Here is a 23,311-nt window from a genome sequence, read left to right as displayed (position 1 = left end):
AGCTCACCCGTCCGCTCGGTCAGTCCGCTCGGTCAGCCTGCTCGTCCAGGCCGGCTGCGGTGGCGAAGGCGCGGACCGTCTCGATGGTGTCCGCCTCGGCGGCGGTCTTGTCCTGCCGGTAGCGCAGCACCCGCGCGAAGCGCAGCGCCACACCCCCGGGGTACCGCGAGGAGCGCTGCACGCCGTCGAAGGCGATCTCCACGACCTGCTCCGGACGCAGCCGGACCACCCAGTCATCGGTCGGCCCGGCAGCGAGTTCTCCGAACCGCTCGGTCTGCCAGCTCAGCATCGCGTCGGTCATGCCCTTGAACGTCTTGCCCAGCATGACGAAACCCCCGGTGCTCTCATCCCTGGCTCCGAGGTGGATGTTGGAGAGCATGCCCCGCCGCCGGCCCGATCCCCATTCGACGGCCAGCACCACCAGATCCAGGGTGTGCACCGGCTTGACCTTCAGCCAGCCGGCTCCGCGGCGACCGGCCTCGTACGGCGCGGTCAGTGATTTGGCCACCACCCCCTCGTGTCCGTGCGCGAGGACGTCGTCGAGAAATGCCTGGGCCTGAGCAGGGTCGGCGGTGACTAGCCGCTTGACCCGGTTCGCCGGCGGGACCAGCTCGGCGAGGATCTCGGCCCGGCGCTCGGCCGGCTCGTCGAGGGTGTCGACGCCGTGGACGTGCAGCACGTCGAAGAGAAAGACGGTCAGCCGGGCAGAGCGTGGGTCGGTGGGTGCGGACCTGGCGCCCACCCGCGCCGCGGTCTCCTGAAACGGCGCCGGCCGGCCGTTGTCGCGCAGCGCCAACACCTCGCCGTCGACGACGAATCGAGTGGCGGCCATGCCGCGCACCGTCTCGACCACCTCTGGAAGCCGGGCTGTCACGTCCTCCAAGCCACGGGTGAAGATCCAGACGTCGTCCTCGGCACGGTGGATCTGCACCCGGATGCCGTCCAGCTTCCATTCCAAGGCCGCCCGCGCGCCGAGCCGACCTAGTGCCTCGTCGATGCTGGCCGCGGTCTGGGCCAGCATCGGGCTCACCGGGTGGCCGACCCGCAGGCCGAAGCCGGCCAGCGCCTCGCTGCCACCGCTCAGCGCCGAAGCCGCGACCATCGGCAGGCTGGCGCTGAGCATGGCCGCGCGCCGCACGTGGGCCAGCGGCAGATCCGCGGCTCGGGCAAGCGCGTCGGTCATCACACCGGCCAGGGCGCCCTGCCGCAGGTCTCCGGTGAGCAGCCGGGTGAGGAAGCGCTGTTCACGGTGGGTGGCCGCGGCGAACAGCGCGTGCAGCAACTGCCGCCGGCGACCCTGCGAGCCGCTTCCGACAGTGCCGCCGATCTCGGTCAGGGCGGTTTCCACTGCTGCCACGTCGAGGCTGGGCTCGGCCGCCGGCGGCGGCAACGAGCGCAACGCCGCCCATCCCACGCCGATCTGTCGCTGGGTCAGTTCTCCGGAAAGCCACGACACCACGGTCGCCGCTTCGATCGCCGAACAGGTGCGCAGCAGCGCTGCCAGCTTGGCCACCTTCTCGCCACGGGCAGCCGTGGCCGCCAACTCGTCGGAGGTGGCCGCGACCAGGGAGAGTTGCATAGACTCAGCCTGGCAGATGTTCGGCAGCCAGCAGCGCGCCGACACCAAGCTGACTGTCCGCGCAGCCGGCGTCAGTTTCCACCACTTCCGCGATCACGCATGGTAGCGGCTGCTTAACTGGATTGCGGCTATCTATGTCGCGCGCCGAGGGCGACGATGGGTAGGCGGCCACCTTGGTCAACCATGACCCGCAGTCGGCGCCAGCCGATCTAGACGGGCAATCCGACACCTGCTGTGTGACTGGCGCCGAGGTGGCGCACTCGCGAGCCGGCTCGCATGTCGTGCGGCGTGACCATCGTTCGACGCGATTGAGCTGTCAGCATTAGGGGATTGTGGGACGAGTCATTCACCTAACGTGCTCAGTTGATCACGCAGATGTCGTCGTCGCACTTCAGTGAACGTCACCACTTTAGGGAACGTCACGTAGCGGAATTGAACGCGCAACTTTCCCTTAGTGCGGATTTGGTGGTCCATCCGGATTGTCTAGGCCCTTGAACTGCGCTGAAGCTGAGGCTGAAACATGGCTTTAACTTGCTGTATCTCTTTGGTTCTCAAGCCAAAGGCACTGTTCACACTAGGTTGCGCGAATAGCTGAACGGGGTTTAACTTTTGATCGACTCTCCTGAGCGCGTCTCGGAGAGCTATCTCTTGCCGACGGGTTCTGGCACAGGCAGCGTGCTTCCGTCGTGAGTAATCGAAGCGGGGGGCTTCTCTTGACCAGAATTGTTGACGCCGCACGTCCCGAGACGATTCAGGACGGGGTGGATAAGCAGGTCGAAGCGGTGTGTGAGCCGCAGGACCTGACCCTCCTACCGCCTGACGCGGCGCCGTGGTTCACCATCATCGTGCCGACCCGGAATGAGGAAGGCTCGGTGCGCCCGTTGCTGTCCTCATTGGCCGACAGCCTCGGCGGCATTCCCGCCGAGGTGCTCTTCGTCGATGACAGCGGCGACGGCACGCCTGAGGTGATCCGGCAGTCGGCTCGTGAGTGCGGTCTGGCGGTGCGGCTGCTGCACCGGCCGGCCGGCGCCAGGGCTGGCGGGCTCGGCGGTGCGGTGGTGGCCGGGCTCAAGCACGCCCGGGGAACCTGGGCGGTCGTGATGGACGGCGACCTGCAGCACCCGCCGGAGCTGGCGGCAAGGCTCGTCCAGGTCGGACAGGCCAGGCAGTTGGACCTGGTGGCGGGCACTCGCTACCTCGGCTCAGGCGCTTCTGACGGGTTGGCCGATGGCTACCGGCGCGCGGTCTCGGGCCTGGCCACCCGGGTGACCAAGGCGGTGTTCCCGCGGCGGCTGTCGAGGATCTCCGATCCGATGTCGGGCTTCTTCGCCGTCCGGTTGGCCGCGCTGGACCTGGACCGGCTGGACCCGATCGGTTTCAAGATCCTGCTCGAGCTGATGATCCGCCAACCCCGGTTGCAAGTGGCCGAGGTCCCGTTCGTGTTCGGCACCAGGGTCGCTGGTGAGAGCAAGGCATCGCTGCGTGAGGGTCTGCGGTTCGTTCGTCACATGCTGCGACTTCGGCTGCTGGTCCTGCGCAACCAGGTGCGCCGGTCCTCCACCGACAATGGCGCCGGCCGGTTCGCCCGGCTGCTGGCCTTCGGCGCGGTCGGGGCCACCGGCATCGGGGTCAACACCGCCGCCCTCTGGTTCTTCTCCGAGTATGTGGTGCACCCCCATTACCTGATCGCCGCGGTGTTGGCGACCGAGGTGTCCACCAGCTGGAACTTCGTGCTCACCGAGAAGTTCGTCTTCCGGGGGGACAAGCCTGGAACCCGGCTCGGACGCGGCGTCCGGTTCTTCTTGCTCAACCACCTGGCGCTGCTGCCCCGGCTGCCGTTGCTGGCGCTGCTGGTGGGGGTGTTCTCGGCCAACCTGCTGGTGGCCAACGTGATCACCCTGGCGCTGCTGTTCCTGGTGCGGTTCGTGGTCGCGGACTCGGCGATCTACGCCAAGCCCGACGAGCAGGTCGTGGAGAAGCAGCCGATGCGCATCACCGTCGACCTGACCGGCGTGCAGCGTCCTGCGGCGATCGAGTCCGCCGAGCAGGCCGAGCAGGCCGAGCAGGTCACCGGCTCCCGGACCGGTCACCAGCAGGCCCGCCGTCCGGTCAGCGCGACCAGTCGTTACCTGCCCTACCGCTACTCCATCGACGGCGTGCTCAGCGTCGGCTCGCAGGTGCCGCTGAAGGAGCTGGAGTACTTCCGTGCCCAGTGGCTGGGCAACGACGTCGACCTGAGCATCCGCATCGACCAGGTCGGCGCCGGTCCGCGGACCCGTGCACTGATGACTCAGCACATGGCGCCCGCCGGTGTCAGCTACTCCGAGCACTTCGGCCGGCTCGGCGCGAACTTCCGAGTCGACATCGGCGACAAGATCGAGGTCACCTGCTCGCCCACGCTGGCACGCTCGCCGCACGTGCTCTACACCAACGTGATCGAGGCGCTGCTGCGGTTCATCGCGGTGTCTCGAGGGGTGATCCTGCTGCACTCGGCCTGCCTGGAAGTCGACGGCCGCGGCTTGTTGCTGTCGGCCCGCACCGACACCGGCAAGACCGGCAGCGTCCTCAAGCTCTTGCGCGAGCACGGCGCCAAGTTCCTTTCCGACGACATGACCATCCTGCACCCCGACGGCCACGCCACCTGCTTCCCCAAGCCGCTGACGATCAGCCACCACACCCTGCGGGCGGTGCAGGCCGGTGACTTGACAGCGGCCGAGTGGCGGCGGCTGAAGCTGCAGAGCAGGCTGCACTCCAAGGAGGGCCGCAACTTCGGCCTGGTGCTGGCCGGCCTGAACATCCCGATCATGGGCATCAACTCCTTGACCCAGCGCATCGTGCCGCCGCCGAAGTACAACGTCGACCGTCTGGTGGAGTGCAACGTCATCCGCAACACCCAGATCGAGAACCTGTTCGTGATCGAGCGTGGCGAGCCGGTGCTGGCCGACATCCCGTTCGACGAGGCCATCCAGACGCTGGTGGAGAACACCGATGACGCCTACGGATTCCCGCCGTTCCGCCAGATGGCGCCCTCGATCGTGATCGGTGACGACGACTACGCCGAGCTGCGCCGCAAGGAGCGCCAGATCCTGACGCAGGCGATGACCGGCATCCGGGTGCGCAGGCTGGGATCTGACACCTTCTCCTGGGCCGAGGACATCGCCGGCCTGCTCCGGAGCGAGACCGCGGACACCCAGCAGGCGGCCGAGGTCGTGCCGGCTGTGCCGGTCGCCGCGCCGACTGCCGCTCCGGCCGCTTCGCCGGTCGTCGATCCGCCGGTCAACGGGCCGGCCGTCCTGCCGGCCCCCGCATGACGAGCAACACCGAACCGGCTTTCCTGTCCGCGGTCCTGGCTCCGGCCCGCGAAAGCCTGGCCGCCCGGCGCGAAGCGCGCCCGGGCGGTCGGTCTTGGACTGCTCTGCTCGACAACCCACGGCTGCGGACGGCGCTGCCCGTGGCGCTGACCCTCTGCCTGGCCGCCTTTCTGCGGTTCTGGCAGCTGGATCGGGTGGGCTTCAACAGCGATGAGGCCGTCTACACCGGCACGGCCGCGTCGCTGGCCGGCGATGACGTGCTGCGGCAGATGTTTCCGGTGTTCCGGGCCCATCCGGTGCTTCTGCAGCTCCTGGTGTCCTTCGGCCAGTACGGCGGGGTCAGCGACTGGGCTGCCCGAGCGGTCGCGGCTGGGATCGGGGTCGCGGCCGTGCTGGCGACCTACCTGCTGGGACGGCGGCTCTATGACCACCGGATCGGGCTGCTGGCGGCCCTGATCATCGCTGTGATGCCCTATCACGTGGTGGTCAGCCGCCAGGTGCTGCTGGACGGCCTGATGACGCTGTGCGCCACGCTGGTGCTGTACTGCGTCGCGCGGTACGTCGAGTCGGCCGCCCTGCACTGGATGCTCGCCAGTTGCGCGGTGATGGGCCTGACGGTGCTGGCCAAGGAGACCAGCCTGGTGCTGGTGGGCGGTCTGTACGCCTTCTTCGCCCTCACCCCCTCGGTCCGGATCCGGCTGCGCCACGTCGGCCTGGGCCTGCTGGTGATGATCGCAGTGGTCGCGGCCTTCCCGCTGTCGATGTCGCTGTCGGATCGGGCCAGTTCCGGTCAGAATTACCTGTTATGGCAGCTCTTTCGCCGGTCCAACCACGAGCCCTGGTTCTACGCCGAGGTGCTGCCGCCGGCGTTCGGCTGGCTGACGCTGCTGCTGGCCGTCGTTGGCCTGGTGTTGTCGCGGGGGCACAACACCTGGCGTGAGCGGCTGCTGCTCACCTGGCTGGCGGTGCCGGTGGTGTTCTTCACCGTGTGGCCTGTCAAGGGTTATCAGTACCTGCTTCCGATCGCACCGGTGATCGCCATCCTCGCCGCGCGTGCTGTCGTCCGGGTCAGCACGCTGGCCGCGCTGCGGCGCCGGGGCCAGAAGATCGCGACCGGCGCCTCCTTGGCCCTGGTGCTGGTGCTGGTGATCAGCCTGCTGGTTCCGACCTGGTCACGCATCCAGCCCTCCACCAGCGGCACCTACCTGGCCGGCACCGGCGGCCTGCCGGGCGGTCGCGAGGCAGGGCGCTGGCTGGAACAGAACGTGCCGCCCAGCACCCAGCTGCTGGCGATCGGGCCGTCGATGGCCAATGTCCTGCAGTTCTACGGTCACCGGCGGGTGTTCGCGCTGTCGGTGAGCACTGACCCGGCCAATCGCAACCCCTCGTACCAGCCGGTGCCCAATCCGGATCTGGCGATGCGCCAGGCCCGGTTCCAGTACTTGGTCTGGGACTCCTACACCGCTGGGCGCTCGCCGTCCTTCAGCGCGAAGTTGACCGCGCTGGTCGCCAAGTACCACGGCGTGGCGGTGTTCACCTCGCCGGTCACCGTCAGGGCGAAGTCAGGCCAGCCCGTCGAAGTGCCGGTCGTCGTGATCTATCGGGTGCGTCCAGCATGAGAAGAAACATGAGAAGACTGCCAGCCGCCGTTGGAGCGGTCCTGCTGACCGCGTTGCTGCCCGTGCCGGTCGCCACCGCGGCGCCTACCAGTTCCGCCTTGCAGACCCCGATCGAGCACTTCGTCTACATGCTGCAAGGGGACCGGTCCTTCGACAACTACTTCGGCACGTACCCCGGCGCCGAGGGAATCCCGCCGGACGTCTGCCAGAAGCGCGTCGTCACCGGCTCCGACGAGGGCTGCGTCGAGCCTTTCTCACTGCACGGCAAGACCGTCGAGTCGCTGGGGGCGGGCACCGTGGAGCTGGACAACCAGTACGACGAGGGCCGGATGGACGGGTTCGTGGCCGCCTACCAGAACCAGGGGCGCGACGGTAGCGCCGTGATGGGCTATTACGACCAGCGCGATCTGCCGACCTACTGGGGGCTGGCCGACCGCTACGTCCTGTTCGATCACTTCTTCTCCTCGACCAGGTCCGGGCAGCGGGTCAACCGCTCGTACTGGGTGTCAGGCAGCCCACCGCCGCCGGGCAGCCCCAAGGCGGTCGCGGTCGACTACGCCCGGCACCCGACGATCTTCGACCGGCTACAGGCGGCCGGAGTCGACTGGAAGTTCTACGTGCAGGGCTATGACCCGAAGCAGACCTACCGAACCAACTCCAGGACCACTCCCACCACCCAGCCGGTGCGGGTCCCCTTGCTCAACTACCCCCGGTTCCTCGATGACCCGGCCTTGAGCTCGCGCATCGTGGACCTCTCCCAGTACTACCGCGACCTGGACAACGGAAAGCTGCCGGCGGTGTCCTACATCGCCAGCACCGGCCCCAGCGAGCGCTCGGCACGGTCGATCGCCAGCGGCCAGCGCCTGGTCACCAACCTGGTCGGCTCGCTGATGGTGAGCACGGCATGGAAGTCCTCGGCATTCTTGCTCTCCTATGACGGTTCCGGTGGCTGGTATGACCATGTGCGGCCACCACAGGTTGACTCCGAGGGTTACGGCATGCGGGTTCCAGCTCTGCTGGTGAGCCCCTACGCCCGACCTGGGCACATCAACAAAGAGGTTCTGGACTACACCAGCCCGCTGGCTTTCATCGAGGACAACTGGGGCCTGGCGCCGCTGGCCGCACGCGATGCCGCGGCCACGTCGATCGCCGGCGCTTTCGACTTCAAGTCAGGCCCTCGCCCGGCCGAGCTCCGGTTCGCCGAACCAGCCGTAGCCAAGGTTGCGGCCACCTCGGTATCGGTGGTGTTCTGGTGTTACGGCGTGGTGCTGTGCCTGGTGGTCGGGCTGGTGGTGTTTGCGGTCGTGCGTAGCCGGCGCAACCCGGGCCCGGCTCTGCCGTCCCAAGACAGGACTCCGTACTCGTCAGCTCTAGTGAAGGCAAAGACATGATGGCCACTCGCACATGGCGGGCAGGGGCGCTGGTGGTGGCCGCCCTGGTCGCCGCCTCCGCCCAGAGCACACCGGCAGCGGCCAGTTCCTATTCGGTCTGGCAACCGAGTGATATCAGCTCCGGTTCTAAGGCATCCTCGGCTCTGGCCGATCTGCCGACGACTCCGGCCGATCCACCGGTCGATCTGCCGACGACTCCGGCCGATCCGCCGACTGGGCCGCCGACCAATCCGACCGATCCGACCGATCCGCCGACGGGCCCGACTGATCCGCCGACTGATCCACCGACTGATCCACCGACTGATCCGCCGACTGATCCGCCGACTGATCCGCCGACGGGCCCGACTGATCCGCCGACTGATCCGCCGACTGATCCGCCGACGGGCCCGACTGATCCGCCGACGGGCCCGACTGATCCGCCGACGGGCCCGACTGATCCGCCGACGGGCCCGACCGATCCGCCGACGGGTCCCACTGATCCGCCGACCGGGTCCGCCCCCAACCCCAACACGAACACCAATGGATCGAGTGGTCCGACCAGCGGCGTTCAGCAAACCAGGCCGGGCGCTCAGGCCTCGGCGCGAGTGCAGCCGCGCCGGACACTGCGGCCCAAGCCAGGCGCCACTCGAAAAGCCGGTGGCCCGCAAGCCCGCCGCAAGCCGTGGCCGATCACCATGACGTTGAAGACAGTTCCGGCGCTGGCCGGCGTGCGCTTCACAGTCGACGGTCAACCGCTGGTGACCGGCGCCAACGGCATCACCACCTACACCGCCCAGCACGACTTCGCCAGCCACCGGCTGTCGGTCATCAGCAGTTCGATCACCACCAAGGAAAAGCGGTACGAGTTCCACCGATGGGCCGGCCAGCGGGACCCGGCCCAGGCTTTCACGCGCACGGTGTCCGGTCTGCCGATGCGTTCGAACTACGTGGTGACCGCAGCCTTCACAGTGCAGAGATCGGTGCTGCCGCGTCTGATCCGGCAGGACGGCACCGCCCTTCCCCCGGCCGAGGTCCAGAAGATCACCGCGCGCAGTGACAACGGGGCAATCGTGACGATGCCGCCGGGCAAGCCGACTTGGCTGGACGAGGTACGGCCGGCGTTTCTTCACAGCGTCCTTTCCGCCGAGCCGGTCACCTACTCACTGCAGAGCGTGATGGTCCGTGACACCAACGTGGTGGACGCCGGACGGCAGCGATTCACACCGGCCAGCACCAACAACCCGACCTTCACCACTCAATTCCACGACCTGGTGATCACCGGGCATGACGCGATCTTCAAGACCAAGCTGGGCACCAGCGCAACGGTGACCTTTCCCGACGGTGTCGAGCAGACGGTGCAGCTCGACGCACAGCACACCGCGAAGCTGACCAACCTGCCGCGTGGGCGTTACAAGGTCACGCTTGAGGCCGGTCGGGCCGTCGTGGGCGTTCAGCAATTCGGCCTGTCCAAGGACAAGACCGCGGATCTCATCGTGATCACCGCGCTGGATCTGGCGATCCTGTTCGGAGTGCTGCTGGCTATCGCCGTCGCGCTGTTGGTGATCGGGCGCCAGTACTGGCGCCGACTGGCCAGCCGTCCGCGCCGTGAAAGCGGCCTCGTCCTACCCCGGGAGAAGATTTTCACATGAGGCGCGCTGTCACGGTGACAGCGCTCGGCGCACTGTTGTCGTTGGCGGTGTCACTGGGCCAGGCGCCAGTCTCGGAGGCCGGTCCGGCGCCGGCCAGGCTGGCCGCCACGGCAGCGCCGAAGGTCACCGCGACCACGGCGCCGAAGGTCACCGCGACCACGGCTCCCGCGCCGAAGGTCACTGCGACCACGGCTCCGGCGTCGGTGCCGCCGCTGCTGGCCTACTACTACCAGTGGTTCGTTCCCAATTCCTGGGATCGAGCCAAGACCGACCTGCCCGCGCTCGGCCTCTATTCCAGCGAGGACCCCTGGGTGATGCGCAAGCACATCCAACAGGCCAAGGCCGCCGGCATCACCGGCTTCATCGTGAGCTGGAAGGACACCACCACCAACACCCGGCGGCTGCGGACGCTGATGACGGTGGCAGCCCAGGAGCACTTCAGCTTGTCCATGATCTATCAGGGCCTGGATTTCTATCGCAACCCGCTTCCGGTGGCGAAGGTTGCTGCTGACTTCGTCACCTTTGCCAAGGAGTTCGCGAGCAATCCGGTTTTCCTCCGGCTGGGCGGCAAGCCGCTGTCGATCTTCAGCGGCACGTGGGCGTACTCGCACGCCGACGTGGCCAGGGTCACCTCGGCGGTGCGACCGGGTTTGCTGGTGCTGTCGACAGAGAAGAGTGTCGCGGGCTACCGGAGGCTGGCTGATGTCACCGATGGCGACGCCTACTACTGGTCCTCGGTCAACCCGGCTACCAACCCGACTTACGGCACAAAGTTGAAAGAGATGAGCGCCGCGGTGCACGCCGACGGCAAGTACTGGATCGCGCCGTTCGCCCCTGGCTTCGATGCCAGGCTGGTCGGCGGGATGAAAGAGGTGCCCCGCAACGACGGCAGCACGCTGCGCACCGAGTACGCCACGGCCCTGAGATCCTCACCTGACGCGCTGGGCCTGATCAGCTGGAACGAGTTCAGCGAGAACACGCACGTGGAGCCCTCGAAGAAGTATGGAGATCGTTACCTTGAGGTCCTGGCCGAATTGCGGAACACCCGTCCTCCGGAGCCGGTGACCGCTGTCGATTCCAGTGCTCAACCGCTGGCCACCGAACCCGGCCGGCAGGTGCCCACCGTGGTGCTGCTGCTCGGGCTGCCGACGCTGCTGATCGCAGGGCTCACCCTGCTCGGTCGCCGGTTGCGGCGGCGGCACCGGCTGGCGGCAGCCGGTGGGCTGGTCGGCGGCACTGAGTCGGCGCATTCGAGAGGGTGACCCACAAACGCGCAGTCCTGATCTGAGCCAGCCCTCCTGCGCCACCTCAGGCGTGATCAGCTACCAGCAGTCCCGCGGCGTCGGGCCAGCACCCGACGCAGATCCTCGACGAGCACCACGGCGCGGCCGTCGCCGGCAGTCTCTGTCGCCCACTCGGCCAGGTCGCACAGCGCGAGGAGCTCTCGCCAGACGGCCTCGGCCGCGGTCAGCTCGTCCGCCTGGTCGGCGATCAGCCGGTCCAACTGGAGTATGTGCTCAGCCGAGGCCCGCACTCCGGCGTGTGACTCGGGGTGTTCCGCGCCGTCCTCAGCTAACACGAACGCTCCTCGGGTCGGTCGGTGACCAGTCGGTCAAAGCCGACCGTAGCTGAGGATAGCGGCGTCAGGGCGAAAAGCTCCTTACACGGGGATGAACGAAAGTTCCTCGATTCATTTACCTACCGTCACAAGTTCGGTTACGCTTCGTGACCAGGCTCAGCTCGAACTCGACTATCGGACCTGGAGTCCTGGTGCGCGAAGATCATATTTCTCCTACCGATTCGCCGACGCGACGCGCTCGGCTGCGCTTGATCGCTCTGGCTGCATCGGTGGCCCTTGGCTTGGGCCTGCTTCCGGCGATGGCCGCCCCGGCCGCCAGCGTGCCCGCTACCACAGCGGTGACGACCACGGCCGGCAAGCCACCGGTCTTCGCCTATTACTACCTGTGGTGGAGCGCCAATCATTGGAAGAGCGCGCTGGGTCCCAACTACCCGGTGACAGCGAGCCCCCTGCCGCTCCCGGCCACGCTCGACTCGACTGGCTGCGGAGCTCGAAGCCGCTATGTCGGCAACACTCTCACCGACGTGCCCGGCAGGATCTACAGCCAGGATGACGCAGGCTTCATCGAGGCTGACGTGCGCCAGGCGGCTGCCGCGGGCCTGACAGGCTTTGCGGTGAACTGGATCGGGACCGGGTCAAGCACCCAGACCGCCGCCAGCAATCCCTACAGCGCCCGGCTGCGGGTTCTGGTGAACGCGGTCGGCAAGGTCAACGCCGCCGGCATCCCGTTCAAGCTCTGGCTCAGTTACAAGGCCTCGGCGAAGGTGCTGCCGGCCTCTCACATCAGCAACGACCTGGCCTACTTTGTCAGAACCTATGGCGCCAACCCAGCCTTCGACAGGACGAGGTCGCCGAAGGTGACCGTGATCTGGCAGGGCAGTCGCAAGTACCCGGCCTCCACGCTGTCCTCGGTCGGCGCCCCGCTGCGCTCCAGGCTGAGGATCCTCGGTGACGAGACCACGTGGTCTAGCAGCCGAGCGCCCTTCCTGGACGGCAACGCCTACTACTGGTCCTCGCAGAACCCGTACAGCAATCCCCAGTCCTTCAAGCAACTGGCTACCCTGGCCGCTGCTGTGCGGGCGTCCGGGGCCAACCCTGACCGAACCCCCAAGGTGTGGGTCGCGCCGATCATCCCCGGTTACAACAAGCAACTGGCTGGCGGCTCGGCCTGCGTCCCACGACGCGGCGGTCAGACGATCAAGACCCTGTACAACGGCAACGGCGCCACCCGTCCCGATGCCTTCGGCCTGATCAGCTGGAATGAGATCACCGAGGGCTCCTACATCGATCCGATGACCCGCTACGGCTACCAGGACCTCAACGCCCTCAGCTCGCTGATCAGATAGCGGCGTTCACCCGCCCGAACCAGCGTTGCCATGCGGGAATGGAGATCAAGCTGGAATAGGCGCTTTCCGCCCTATAAGCCCGGCGATTAGTGTAAGATTCCTCACATCACGGCCGGGCTAGCGGGGGCCAACGCTCGGGTGGAACAACCACCAAGCTTGGAGCCGGTGCCACGAGGTAATCAGCGATGGGCGAATCTATTCGGGTGCTGGTCGTTCAGACCGGCATCCTGATGCGGCGAGCAGTGGTTCAACGGCTTGAAAGCAGTGGGGCGACAGTCGTCGGCCAGGCTGCGACCAACGCCGAAGCGTTGGTCGAGTACGCCCAGCGCTATCCGGATGTGGTGACCGTCGACGTGCGGTTGGGGGCCGAGTCTGGCCTGGTGTTGATCCAGGACCTGCTTGAGTGCCATCCCGACGCGGTCGTCATGGTCTACACAGGCCATCCCGACATGCAGCTGGCCCAGCAGGCCGTGGCCGCCGGCGCGGCGGGTTATATCTGCAGAGGCGCCAGTCGGGCCGAGTTGTGGGACTGCCTCCGGCGTGCGGTCAGCGGGGTCCGCCCGGTGCTCGACCGGCGACTGGTCGAGGTGCGGTCAGAGAGCGTGCCAGAAGTGGCTGCCAGCACCGGCTCCGTTCCTCAGCTGACCACCCGGCAACGGCAGGTGCTGCACCTGGTGGCGGCCGGCACCACGTCGAACAAGGAGCTCGCCAGGGAGCTCTTCATCTCGGAGAAGACGGTCAAGAGCCATATCGAGCGGATCACCGCCAACCTGGACGTCTCGCGCCGAACGCAATTGCCGCTGCGGGCGCTTGAGCTCGGGCTGCTGCCCGTGCCTGAGCAGCCGCCGTCTCGCGTCCGCGCCGGAGCCGCGGTCACCCGGATGGCGCCCGTCGCGCGTAACGGGGTAGTCGTCTAAGCTTTTAAGGTACTGAGCAGTCAGTCGGGCCCCGTTTAAAGGGCCGTTTTCTGATTGCCGCGCGCGCTCGAGCACTGCGCGGCTGGGGACCAGATGACTGACATAGCTGATCGCGCCAGGGCCGTCGAACCACAGCCCATCCTGGTACGGCCCTATCCTGCGACGCAGAGTCCGCGCGGCTCGGTGTTTCTGAAGCTGCTGCGCACCACCGATCACAAGCTCATCGGTCAGATGTACCTGGTGACCTCGTTCGTCTTCTTCATGCTCGGTGGCCTTCTCGCCATGGTCATGCGGGGAGAGTTGGCCCTGCCAGGGATGCAGTTCCTGTCGCCGGAGCAGTACAACCAGCTGTTCACCATGCACGGCACGATCATGCTGCTGCTGTTCGCGACGCCGCTGGTGTTCGCGTTCGCGAACCTGGTGGTGCCGCTGCAGATCGGCTCGCCAGATGTGGCGTTTCCCCGGTTGAACGCTTTTTCTTACTGGCTGTTCCTGTTCGGCGGCCTCATCGTGGTCTCCGGCGCGCTGACGCCGCAGGGCGCGCCGGACTTCGGCTGGACCGGCTATGCCCCGCTGAGCAACATGCAGCACTCTCCCAACGTGGGACCGGACATGTGGATCATGGGGTTGGCGGTCGGCGGCTTGGGCACCATCCTGGGCTCCGTCAACATGATCACCACCATCCTGTGCCTGCGAGCGCCCGGCGTGACGATGTTCCGGATGCCCATCTTCACCTGGAACATTCTGGCCACCTCGCTGCTGGTGCTGCTGGCCTTCCCGATCCTGACCGCTGCCCTGCTGGTGTTGTGGGCCGACCGGCACCTCGGGGCTCAGGTGTTCGAGGCACGCAACGGCGGGCCGATCCTGTGGCAGCACCTGTTCTGGTTCTTCGGCCATCCCGAGGTCTACATCGTGGCGTTGCCGTTCTTCGGCATCATCACCGAAGTCATCCCAGTGTTCAGCCGCACCCCGCTGTTCGGCTACAAGGGCATGGTGCTGGCCACGCTCGGGATCACCGGGCTGTCGCTGGCGGTGTGGGCGCATCACATGTACGCGACCGGGGTGGTGCTGCTGCCGTTCTTCGCCTTCATGACGTATCTGATCGCGGTGCCCACCGGCCTGAAGTTCTTCAACTGGATAGGCACCATGTGGCGAGGCTCGATCACCTTCGAGACACCCATGTTATGGGCCATCGGCTTTATGGTGACCTTCCTGCTCGGCGGCCTCACCGGGGTCATCCTCGCCTCGCCGCCCCTGGACTTCCACGTCTCGGACACCTACTTCGTGGTGGCGCACTTCCACTACGTGCTGTTCGGCACCATCGTGTTCGCGGCCTTCGCCGGCATCTACTTCTGGTTTCCGAAGTTCACCGGCCGCTACATGGACGAGCGGCTGGGCAAGCTGCACTTCTGGCTGACGTTCGTCGGGTTCCACGTCACCTTCTTGATCCAGCACTGGCTGGGCAACGCGGGCATGACCCGGCGTTACGCCGATTACCTGCCCACGGACAACTTCACCACCATGCACCTGATCTCCACCCTGGGGTCCTTCGTGCTCGGGGCCTCGATGCTGCCGTTCCTGTACAACGTCTACCGCTCGTACCGATTCGGCGAGATCGTGACGCAGGACGACGCCTGGGGGCACGCCAACTCACTGGAGTGGGCGACCTCCTGCCCGCCGCCGCGGCACAATTTCACGTCGATGCCGAGGATCCGCTCCGAGCGCCCGGCGTTCGAGGCGCATTACCCCCACCTCATCGACCGGCTGGACCGTGAGGCGCACGCGGAGAAGCGTCACCACAAGAACGTCGCGCGGGCTGGTGTGGCCGCGGTCGGCTCGGACGGCGGCAAACCGCGCAGCCAGCGTGACCCCGATCCTGGCAACGGCTGAGGCTCAGGCAGCGCTGGGCGTACGTCAGTGTTGGTTGATCGCGCCCATCACCACGCCACCGGCCGGGGCGTCGTCGTCGGCGGTGCCGTCCACCTCGGTGTCGGGAGTCTCGGACACGTCACGGCCCTCTCTCTCGGCGAGTTCGGCCTCTTCCAAGCCGGGTAGCCGGCCCTCGCTGGCAGCCTCTTCGAGGTTGTGATCGTCGCCGTTCTGATCGTGCTCGCTCATGTCGTCTTCTCCCTGGCAGCCCGGTCGAGTCCAGCCGTGGCTTGGCCGCTCACCACTGCCCAGTTTCGCGTGGACCGTTCACTGGCGCAAGGCGGGCCGTCGGGGTGGCAGGTAGGACAGAATGATCGGGTGCGCCAGGTGCCGGGTTCCGACGTGCTGGCGGCCTTCGGGCTGGCCGGCAGCCCTCTCCAGCCGCTGGCCGGTGGTCAGGGCCGGGCTTGGCAGGCCGGTGCGGTCATCCTCAAACCGGTCGGCAATCAGGCCGAGGCGGAATGGATCGCCGATGTGGCGCCCACCGTGACAGGAGCGGGTTTTCGCCTGAGCCAGCCGGTGCGAACCCTCACCGGTGACTGGACGGCGGCCGGCTGGTCAGCCTGGCAGCGGCTGTCCGGCGACCATGACCTCACCCGCTGGCCGGACGTGCTGAGCGCCGGCGCAGCCCTGCACCAGGCGCTGGCGGCGGTGGCCGAACCGGCTTTCCTGGCCGAGCGCGATGATCACTGGTCGGTCGCCGAGCGGCTCAGCTGGGCCGGCGAGCTGCCGGCTCATCCCGTGCTGCGCGCGCCGGCTGAGCGGCTTGCCAGCCAGTTGCGCCCGACCCGGCGGCCCAGCCAACTGATCCATGGCGACCTGACCGGCAACGTCCTGTTCGCCGACCCGGCGGCGCCGGGGATCATCGACTTCACCCCGTATTGGCGACCGGCCAGCTTCGGCCTGGCGGTCGTGGTGGCTGACGCGGTGGCCTGGCACGGCGCCGGCCGGCGAGTGCTGCACGCCTTTGAGCTGGTGGAGCCGGTCGAGAGCCGGTCCATGATCGCCCGTGCCACGCTGTTCCGGCTGATCACCGCTGAGCGCATCGCGTCAGGGCGCCAGGCGCCGTTGGCCTACCTGCGCAGCAACGCCGAGGCGTACAGCAGTGTCTGCACGGTCCTCGGCGTGTGCTGAGCGGCGCTATGAGCCAGGCGTGGCTTACCCCTTCAAGCCAGATCGCGAGACGCTCTCGATGACCTGCCGCTGCGCGATGATGAAGATCATGATCACCGGAACGCTGGCCACCACGGCGCCGGCCATGATGATCGGGTAGTTCACCGTCGCCGCGTTCTGCAACTTCGCCAGGCCGGACGGCAGGGTCTGGGTCTCCGGGCTGAACAGCACGTACACCGGCCACAGGAAGTCGTTCCAGTTGGTGAGGAACGACAGCACTGCCAGCGTCGACAGGGCCGGTCTGGACAGCGGCAGGATCACCTTGATGAAGATCTTCCACTGGTTGGCGCCGTCGATGATGGCGGCCTCCTCCAGTTCCTTGGGCAGCGTGGAGAAGAACTGCCGGAGGAAGAACACCCCGAAAGCGCCGCCCGCGCTGGGCACGATGATCGCCCACAACGAGTCCAGCCAACCCAGCCGGCTCACGATCAGGAAGTTGGGGATCAGGAACACAAACGCCGGCAGGAAGATGGTGGTGATCACGCTGGTGAAGATGAGCTTCTTACCCGGGAAGTCCATCCGGGCCAACGCGTAGGCGGCGAGGGCGTCCACGGCGACGATCAGCGCCGCGTTCACCGCCGCGGAGAACATGCTGTTGAAGAACCAGCGCAGCACCGGGTTGGCCGATCCCGCGCTGAACAGCGTCTGGTAGGCCGAGATGTCCCAGGGTTGGGGTATCCAGGACAGCTCCAGGCTGGTCGATGCTTCCGGAGTCTTGAACGACGTGCTGATCATCCACACCAGCGGCGCCAGGAAGATCAGGGTCAGCACCGCCAGCATCAGCCAGAACAGAACCTGGCCCAGCGGCGTTCTGGCCGGCCCGCCCGAGTGAGCGTTGCGGTTACGGGCCGGCTCCCGCGGGTCGGGACCGGTGGCGGCGGTGGCGCCGCCGGGTGCGAGGCTCGTCATGACTCTTCCTTCTCGCGGAACAGTCTGAAGTTCAGCAGGCTGATCAGGATCAGCATCAGGGCCAGGATGTAGCTCATCGCCGCGGCGATCCCCTGCCGGTACTGCTGAAGCCCGACCTGGGAGATGTAGTAGATCGCTGTCCGGGTGGCGTTCTCCGGCGCGCCCTTGGTGATCAGGTACGACTGCCCGAACATGTTGGCCGAGGCCAGCAGGGTCAGCGTCAGCACGAACAGCAACACCGGACGCAGTCCCGGCAGGGTGACGTTGCGGAATTTGTCCCACGCGGTGGCCCCGTCCACCTCGGCGGCCTCGTACAGCTCCGGTGAGATGTCCTGCAGGCCGGCCAGGTAGATGATCGCGTTGAAGCCAAGGGTCCACCAGACCGTCATGCCGACCAGCCCCACCCAGGCCCAGGGGACCTGGGTGGTCCAGGGGTAATCGCCGCTGAGCCCGATCTTGCCGAGGTAGAAGTTCAGCATTCCGATGGTGGGGTCGAGCAGGAACCGGAACAGCACGCCGACGACCGCCACGCCGAGCACGTAGGGCGTGAAGAAGACAGCGCGAAAGAAGGTGCGGCCCGGGAACTTGCGGTTGAGCAGCATGGCGATCGCCAGCGGGATGACCACCAGCAGCGGCACGCTGAAGACCGTGAAGATCGCCGTGGCCCGGATGCTGCGCCAGAAGTCAGCGCCGTCACGCGAGCCCGACTTGAACAGGTCGAGGTAGTTGTTCAGGCCTACCCACGGCTGATTCGGCAGCAGGTAGTTGTAGTCATGCAGGCTGATCCAGATGCCGTAGACGGCGGGCAGCAGGATGAACCCGATGAACAGCACGCCGTACGGCGCCAGAAACAGGTAGGGAGTCGCCCAACCACTGCGGCGCCGCCTGCCAGTAGACCTGACAGGCGGCCGCTCTACAGCGGTGGCCTCAGTGGTGCTCGTCATGCTCAGCCGTACTTCTTCTTGTTCTGCGCCAGGATCTGCGACGCCTTGTTGGCCGCGCTGCGCAGGGCCGAGGCGGGATCGGACTTACCGAGCACCGCGGCGTTGACCGCGTCGTACATCGCCGTCATGGCGTCGCTGATGCCGGCCACGGCGGGCGGGAAGTGCACGTCCGGCACCTCCTTGGCGAACGGCTGCAGACCCTCGATCGAGGTGAACTCCGAGCTTTCGGCCAGCTTCTCGACAGCCGGGACCTTGCCGCTCTTGGCCCAGTCGGCGCTGTTCTGGGTGAACCAGTTGACGAAGTAGGCCGAGGCATCCACCTTGTTCGGGTCACTGCCCTGGGTGCGCGGCAGCACGAACTGGTGAGAGTTGCCCCAGACGCCGCCCTTGTCACCGATCTTGGGCAGCTCGGCCAGGCCGATCTTGGCGGTGGTCAGCTTGGTGACCTCGTTCACCTGCCAGATACCCTGCCAGTTCAGTGCGTTGCGGCCGTTCTTCAGCGCGACGTAGTCGGCGTCCTGGCCGACGTTCTTGGGGCTGTAGCCGTTCTTGACCAGGTCGGTCATGAAGGTCAGCGCCGCGATGCCGCCCTCGGAGTCCCAGGTCGCCTTAGTGACGTCTTCGTTGAACAGCTCGCCGCCGAACTGCCACAGCAGCGACTGGTACATCAGGCCGCCGGTGAACTGGAACGGGCTGACCCAGCTGCCTTGAATCCCCTTGGACTTCATGGCCTCCACGGCGGCCATGTACTCATCCTTGTTGGTCGGCGGCTTCTCCGGGTCGAGTCCGGCCTTTTCGAACACGTCCTTGTTGTAGAACAGGCCCAGGCAGTGCACGTCGATCGGAATGCCGTAGCGCCTGTCCTTGTACATGCCGCCATTCCAGACGGCCTCGGCGTAATCCCCCTGGTTCAGCTTCAGGCTGTTGGCGACCGCGTCGATCGGCACGATGACCCGCTGGGCCGCCTGGGTCGGGATGGCGTCGATGTGCATGACTGCGATGTCCGGGCCGTTTCCACTGGTGACCGCCGCCGGCATCTTCTGGAAGAAGTCCGCCCACTGGAAGACGTTCATGTTGACTTTGACGTTCTTGGTCTCGGAGTTGAACTTCGTGACCATCTGCTTGGCGTACTCGCCGTCGGCGCCGGTCCAGCCGTTCCAGAACGCCAGGCTCACGTTGGGGCCGTTGTAGGCGGTGCCCGCCCCCGACGCGGTCGGCCCGCCGGCGGCGCCCGGGGGTGTGCTCTTACCGCCGCAGGCAGCGAGTGCGAGCGCGCCTCCGACGGCTCCGGCCGCCCCCATGAAGCCGCGCCGGGACAGCGGAACGTTGAGCTGGTTCATCGAAAGTCTCCTTGATGGGTGAGAGTCAGACGTCGGGGTGAGCGAAGCAGGCGCGCCGTGGCCGAGCGTCAGGGGGCTGAGATCCGACGGTGGCCGGTTAGCGAAGTCATCTCGGGCGCGGTCCAAGCGCACTGCCAGAGGCTCGCCAAGGCGTCCCCTATCGGGAGGGCTCCTGCTGGTCTCGTTTGACCATGGAGATCAGCAAGTCTTTGATCTCCCAATTGAAGGTAGCGGCAGTGTTGATCGCGAGCACCGGCTGCAGCGCATCGGTATCAATCTGTGCCGAAGTACAGGCTTGGCAGCCATGCCACATCCGGATATTCCGGACAGCCCGACTGCCCGCCACCGCCTGCCCTGTGTGAGGACGGGCTCGCACTGGCTCTATAACGCCGGATATCTGCTTGAGACAATGGATACCTGGGAGGTTTCGGCGGAGGGTTGTTCGGCTGCCGCTCTGCGTGAGCGCCCCGGGACTCGGGTGTCCAGACAAGCCCGCGCACCACCCTTTACATCGCTAAAAGCCTGGGTCAGGATGGCAAGACGGCTCGCCGTCGCCCATTGCTCGGAGGTTGTCCATGCGCTGGTCCAGAAAGATCGTCCTGCCGATGCTTGCGTTGGCCACGGCGGCCTCGACCGTCGCGGTCGCCAGTCCGGCCCCGGCGAGCACGACGTCCACGGTGAAGCAGCAGAGCAAGCACCAGGTCGCTCCCTCTTACACCAACCCGCTCAAACTCCGGCTGCCCTCCGGCGCCCTCGCCGAGAGCTGTGCCGACCCCGACGTCCTGCGCGGGCAGGGCACGGATCGGCACTGGTACCTCTACTGCACCACCGACGCGCTCACCGCGAGCGAGGTCGGCCCCACCGGCAGCCCGGTGCTGCACAACGTTCCGATGTTCAGCTCGCTGGACCTGATCAACTGGACCTATGAGGGTGACGCCTTCCCGACCAAGCCGGCCTGGGTGACCGGGTTCGTCTGGGCGCCGGAAATCGTGTACCGCAACGGCAAGTACATGCTGTATTACGGCGCGTCGGACACCTCGCTGCCCGGGGGCGGCTCGGCGATCGGCGTGGCCACCAGCGACAGCCCGACCGGTCCGTGGACCGACAGCGGGCAGCAGGTGGTGGAGCCACAGGGCGCTCCCGGCAGCCGCCGCTGGATCTTCGACCCCGAGGTGCTCAACGCCAACGGCGTCAGCTATCTCTATTTCGGCAGCTACTTCGGTGGCATCTCGGTTCGGCGGCTCTCGGCCGATGGACTCTCCACCGATCCGGCAAGTCAGACCCAGGTCGCGATCGACAACCGCTACGAGGGCACCCAGATCATCAAGCGGGACGGCTGGTACTACCTGCTGGCCTCGGCCACCAACTGCTGCGCCGGCCCGCTGACCGGGTACTCGGTGTTCGCGGCACGCTCGCGCAGCCCGCTCGGACCGTTCGTGGACCGCCACGGCGTCTCCATCCTGGCCGGCCGGGTCGGCGGCACCCCGGTGCTGGCCCAGAACGGGAACCGATGGGTGGGCGCCGGTCACCACACGGTGATCACCGACTTCTCCGGTCAGGACTGGATGATCTACCACGCCGTCGACCGCAACGACCCCTACTACGCCGATGAGGTCGGCTACACCAAGCGGCCGGCGCTGATCGACCCGCTCGACTGGAGGCAGGGTTGGCCCACGGTGCGTGCCGGCCGCGGCCCGTCAGACTCGCCGATGCCCGGCCCGGCCGCGCAGCCTGGACAGCGGACCGCCTACAAGCCGCGATTCGTCCAGGAGCCGCGCCCGACCCGGCTCTACAAGTCGCTGTCGGATGAGTTCCGGTCCGACACGCTGTCCAAGCAGTGGACCTGGATCCGGCAGCCGGAGGCCGGCAGCTACCGCCTCGACAGCGGGCAGTTGCGCTGGAAGACCCAGGCCGCCGACATCCACCCGCCCGCCACCCCGCTGGCCTCGGTGCTGACCGAACCGGCGCCCAAGGGCGACTACGTCGTGGAGACCAAGGTCAGGGTCACCACCCCGCCGGAGGGCTGCTGCTACAACTACGTCCAGGGTGGGCTGGTCATCTACAACGATGACGGCAACTACCTCAAGCTCTCCTCGGCCTCGATCTGGAACACCAGGCAGACCGAGTTCGGCAAGCAGGTGTCGCCGGTGCCCGCCGGGTACCCCAGCTACGGCAATGCCGTGGTCGGGCCGGTCGGCATCACCACCTACCTGCGGATCGTGCGGATCGGTGAGCGCTACACCGCGTACACCAGCCTGGACGGCCGGCAGTGGGACAAGGGCGCCACCTGGACCCAGGCGAACTCCCCGAACACCAAGATCGGCCTGGTCTCCATGGGCGGCGCCGGTTTCAGCAGCAACTTCGACTACGTCCGGGTCAGCGCCGTGCACGTCTCGCCGCACTGGATGGACTGACTGACACCTCGGTTGTCGGCTGAGTAGAAGCCGCGGCGTGGGCGGGGGCTCAGGGCCCTGCCCACGCTGCGGACTCATGCTGGCCAGCTGCTCAACAGGGCAGTTGAGCAGCCTCGTCGTAGGACCGGTAGCCGCTGGGGATGCCGAAGGCAGGCGTTCCGTCGGTGTTCCAGCCGGCCGGCTGGGCGAAGATCGCCCGGTCGTTCCAGCCGTTGGCCGTGCTGGTCTTGGCGTGGTAGACGAGCCAGTTCTTGCCGTTGGCGCCGGGCACCGGCAACGAGGCGCCGGCGGTGCCGTAGACGCCGTTGGCGGAGGAGAAGACCGGCCCGCGCTTGGTGTAGGACAGGTAGGTGGTCAGGTCGCCGCCCTTGTAGACCAGCTCGCCGAGGCTGTAGGACGTGGTCCAACTGGCATTGGCGTTGTAGACGATGGTCAGGGCGTTGTTCGGCCCGATCCAGGCTTCCGGCCCTTCCTCGATCGCCTGCACCGAGGTCTCCCAGGGTTGGTCCGGGTTGGCGATCAGCCGTCGGTAGTCCTGGTCGATATGCAGCGGGTCGCTCATATGGGCGATGTAGAGCTGCTGCGGGGGCGCCCCGCCATTGCCGGTCGGCGTTCCCGACCACAGCATCCACCAGCTGTTGTTGTAGTAGAACACGGTGGCATCGATGGCCCACTGGTTCGTCGAGTCGCTGATCTTGCCGAAGAAGGTCCAGCTACCCAGCGGGTCCTGGGTGTTGGCGGTGATCGCGAAGATGCGGTGGGTGTTGTTCGTGGCCGGGTCGCCGCCCTTGTCGGTCGCGCCGGCGAAGTAGATGATCCAGCGCCCGTTGAGGTATTCCAGTTCCGGCGCCCAGATCTCAGCGCTGTGGTCGGTGCCCAGCGGCGCGGTCCAGATGACCCGGCGGGTCGCGGTGTTCAACCCGGCCAGCGTCGTAGAGGCCCGAAGGTTGATGCTGCGTGCGCCGTCGGACTGGACCAGGTAGTAGGTGCCGTTGCGGTACCAGATCGAGGGGTCCGCGCCGGCGGGCAGGACCGGGTTCTTCAGCGTGCAGGTGGCGGCGACGGCGGTGCTGGCCCGTTCCGTGCCCACCGCCACCGCGCCCGGTATCAGGAACAACGCCGACAGCAACGCGATGCGGCGGCGACCGGCGAGCCTACGGGGCTGGCGAGCAGGACTCGTCATAACGGTGTCGACCATGCCACATCAGAGCACCGGCACGGTGGGCCGTCAA

At 66.9% G+C, this 23,311-nt stretch carries 17 protein-coding genes; 10 read left to right on the top strand and 7 right to left on the bottom strand.

The features are described from left to right. Nucleotides 1–19: 19 nt before the first annotated feature. On the bottom strand, nt 20–1,579 hold the full coding sequence (locus VGB75_10365; GenBank protein ID HEY0167433.1) for an ATP-dependent DNA ligase: 1,560 nt from the start codon (nt 1,577–1,579) through the stop codon (nt 20–22). Between the two features lie 713 nt (nt 1,580–2,292). Here VGB75_10365 and VGB75_10360 point away from each other — a divergent pair. The 5 genes from VGB75_10360 (at nt 2,293) to VGB75_10340 (ending at nt 10,790) form a co-directional block, all read left to right on the top strand. Continuing rightward, nucleotides 2,293–4,890, top strand: a complete 2,598-nt coding sequence (locus VGB75_10360; protein ID HEY0167432.1) for a glycosyltransferase — start codon at nt 2,293–2,295, stop codon at nt 4,888–4,890. Further along, nucleotides 4,887–6,509 (top strand): glycosyltransferase family 39 protein, encoded by a 1,623-nt coding sequence (locus tag VGB75_10355; GenBank protein HEY0167431.1) that lies wholly within the window; start codon nt 4,887–4,889, stop codon nt 6,507–6,509. Before VGB75_10360 ends, VGB75_10355 begins: the two co-directional genes overlap by 4 nt. Nucleotides 6,510–6,517: 8 nt before the next feature. Beyond that, nucleotides 6,518–7,900, top strand: a complete 1,383-nt coding sequence (locus tag VGB75_10350) for an alkaline phosphatase family protein (GenBank protein HEY0167430.1) — start codon at nt 6,518–6,520, stop codon at nt 7,898–7,900. Nucleotides 7,901–8,574: 674 nt separating this feature from the next. Then, a complete protein-coding gene (locus tag VGB75_10345; GenBank protein ID HEY0167429.1) occupies nt 8,575–9,528 on the top strand; it encodes a hypothetical protein in 954 nt (317 codons plus the stop codon). Continuing rightward, the gene (locus VGB75_10340) at nt 9,525–10,790 is read left to right on the top strand and encodes an endo-1,3-alpha-glucanase family glycosylhydrolase (protein HEY0167428.1); all 1,266 of its coding nucleotides are present in this window, start codon (nt 9,525–9,527) and stop codon (nt 10,788–10,790) included. The genes VGB75_10345 and VGB75_10340 overlap by 4 nt, the downstream gene beginning before the upstream one ends. Nucleotides 10,791–10,846: 56 nt before the next feature. On the opposite strand, the gene VGB75_10335 is transcribed toward VGB75_10340, so the two are convergent. Continuing rightward, entirely contained in the window at nt 10,847–11,107 is a 261-nt protein-coding gene (locus VGB75_10335; GenBank protein ID HEY0167427.1) for a hypothetical protein, read from the bottom strand. Nucleotides 11,108–11,376: 269 nt separating this feature from the next. Here VGB75_10335 and VGB75_10330 point away from each other — a divergent pair, with 269 nt between their 5' ends. The 3 genes from VGB75_10330 to ctaD all read left to right on the top strand — a co-directional run bounded on the left by VGB75_10330 (nt 11,377) and on the right by ctaD (nt 15,260). Next, nucleotides 11,377–12,453, top strand: a complete 1,077-nt coding sequence (locus tag VGB75_10330) for a hypothetical protein (GenBank protein HEY0167426.1) — start codon at nt 11,377–11,379, stop codon at nt 12,451–12,453. Between the two features lie 185 nt (nt 12,454–12,638). Next, nucleotides 12,639–13,370 carry a response regulator transcription factor gene (locus tag VGB75_10325; protein ID HEY0167425.1) on the top strand — a complete coding sequence of 244 codons (732 nt, stop codon included), beginning with the start codon at nt 12,639–12,641 and terminating at the stop codon, nt 13,368–13,370. Between the two features lie 183 nt (nt 13,371–13,553). Then, the gene (ctaD, locus tag VGB75_10320; GenBank protein HEY0167424.1) at nt 13,554–15,260 is read left to right on the top strand and encodes a cytochrome c oxidase subunit I; all 1,707 of its coding nucleotides are present in this window, start codon (nt 13,554–13,556) and stop codon (nt 15,258–15,260) included. A 24-nt stretch (nt 15,261–15,284) separates the two neighbouring features. Here the strand turns inward: ctaD and VGB75_10315 are convergent, their stop codons facing one another. Beyond that, nucleotides 15,285–15,488, bottom strand: coding sequence for a hypothetical protein (locus VGB75_10315; protein HEY0167423.1), 204 nt, complete (start codon nt 15,486–15,488; stop codon nt 15,285–15,287). Between the two features lie 129 nt (nt 15,489–15,617). Between VGB75_10315 and VGB75_10310 the strand changes: the two genes are divergently transcribed. Further along, a complete protein-coding gene (locus VGB75_10310) occupies nt 15,618–16,433 on the top strand; it encodes a phosphotransferase (GenBank protein ID HEY0167422.1) in 816 nt (271 codons plus the stop codon). Nucleotides 16,434–16,457: 24 nt separating this feature from the next. Here the strand turns inward: VGB75_10310 and VGB75_10305 are convergent, their stop codons facing one another. From VGB75_10305 to VGB75_10295, 3 genes are read right to left on the bottom strand one after another with little or no spacing between them, the layout of a single operon-like run. Next, complete coding sequence (locus tag VGB75_10305; GenBank protein HEY0167421.1) at nt 16,458–17,381, bottom strand: carbohydrate ABC transporter permease; 924 nt, start codon at nt 17,379–17,381, stop codon at nt 16,458–16,460. Next, complete coding sequence (locus VGB75_10300) at nt 17,378–18,325, bottom strand: sugar ABC transporter permease (GenBank protein HEY0167420.1); 948 nt, start codon at nt 18,323–18,325, stop codon at nt 17,378–17,380. The genes VGB75_10305 and VGB75_10300 overlap by 4 nt, the downstream gene beginning before the upstream one ends. Before the next feature lie 2 nt (nt 18,326–18,327). Next, nucleotides 18,328–19,665, bottom strand: a complete 1,338-nt coding sequence (locus VGB75_10295) for an ABC transporter substrate-binding protein (protein HEY0167419.1) — start codon at nt 19,663–19,665, stop codon at nt 18,328–18,330. A 575-nt stretch (nt 19,666–20,240) separates the two neighbouring features. Here VGB75_10295 and VGB75_10290 point away from each other — a divergent pair. Further along, complete coding sequence (locus VGB75_10290; protein ID HEY0167418.1) at nt 20,241–22,079, top strand: family 43 glycosylhydrolase; 1,839 nt, start codon at nt 20,241–20,243, stop codon at nt 22,077–22,079. A 91-nt stretch (nt 22,080–22,170) separates the two neighbouring features. On the opposite strand, the gene VGB75_10285 is transcribed toward VGB75_10290, so the two are convergent. Beyond that, nucleotides 22,171–23,262, bottom strand: a complete 1,092-nt coding sequence (locus VGB75_10285) for a glycoside hydrolase family 43 protein (protein ID HEY0167417.1) — start codon at nt 23,260–23,262, stop codon at nt 22,171–22,173. Nucleotides 23,263–23,311: the final 49 nt, after the last annotated feature.

This window comes from Jatrophihabitans sp., from assembly GCA_036399055.1.
In the GTDB taxonomy this organism is placed as follows: Bacteria; Actinomycetota; Actinomycetes; order Mycobacteriales; family Jatrophihabitantaceae; genus Jatrophihabitans_A.
Note: the sequence above shows the minus strand (reverse complement) of the source record. Positions and strands in the feature narration are given on the sequence as shown.

What these genes read in the sequence shown, in the direction of transcription:
- VGB75_10290 (HEY0167418.1), top strand. Translation starts at nt 20,241, where the DNA reads ATGCGCTGGTCCAGAAAGATCGTCCTGCCGATGCTTGCGTTGGCCACG.
- VGB75_10365 (HEY0167433.1), bottom strand. Translation starts at nt 1,579, where the DNA reads ATGCAACTCTCCCTGGTCGCGGCCACCTCCGACGAGTTGGCGGCCACG.
- VGB75_10315 (HEY0167423.1), bottom strand. Translation starts at nt 15,488, where the DNA reads ATGAGCGAGCACGATCAGAACGGCGACGATCACAACCTCGAAGAGGCT.
- VGB75_10350 (HEY0167430.1), top strand. Translation starts at nt 6,518, where the DNA reads ATGAGAAGACTGCCAGCCGCCGTTGGAGCGGTCCTGCTGACCGCGTTG.
- VGB75_10300 (HEY0167420.1), bottom strand. Translation starts at nt 18,325, where the DNA reads ATGACGAGCACCACTGAGGCCACCGCTGTAGAGCGGCCGCCTGTCAGG.
- VGB75_10305 (HEY0167421.1), bottom strand. Translation starts at nt 17,381, where the DNA reads ATGACGAGCCTCGCACCCGGCGGCGCCACCGCCGCCACCGGTCCCGAC.
- VGB75_10340 (HEY0167428.1), top strand. Translation starts at nt 9,525, where the DNA reads ATGAGGCGCGCTGTCACGGTGACAGCGCTCGGCGCACTGTTGTCGTTG.
- VGB75_10285 (HEY0167417.1), bottom strand. Translation starts at nt 23,262, where the DNA reads ATGACGAGTCCTGCTCGCCAGCCCCGTAGGCTCGCCGGTCGCCGCCGC.
- VGB75_10355 (HEY0167431.1), top strand. Translation starts at nt 4,887, where the DNA reads ATGACGAGCAACACCGAACCGGCTTTCCTGTCCGCGGTCCTGGCTCCG.
- VGB75_10295 (HEY0167419.1), bottom strand. Translation starts at nt 19,665, where the DNA reads ATGAACCAGCTCAACGTTCCGCTGTCCCGGCGCGGCTTCATGGGGGCG.
- VGB75_10345 (HEY0167429.1), top strand. Translation starts at nt 8,575, where the DNA reads ATGACGTTGAAGACAGTTCCGGCGCTGGCCGGCGTGCGCTTCACAGTC.
- VGB75_10325 (HEY0167425.1), top strand. Translation starts at nt 12,639, where the DNA reads ATGGGCGAATCTATTCGGGTGCTGGTCGTTCAGACCGGCATCCTGATG.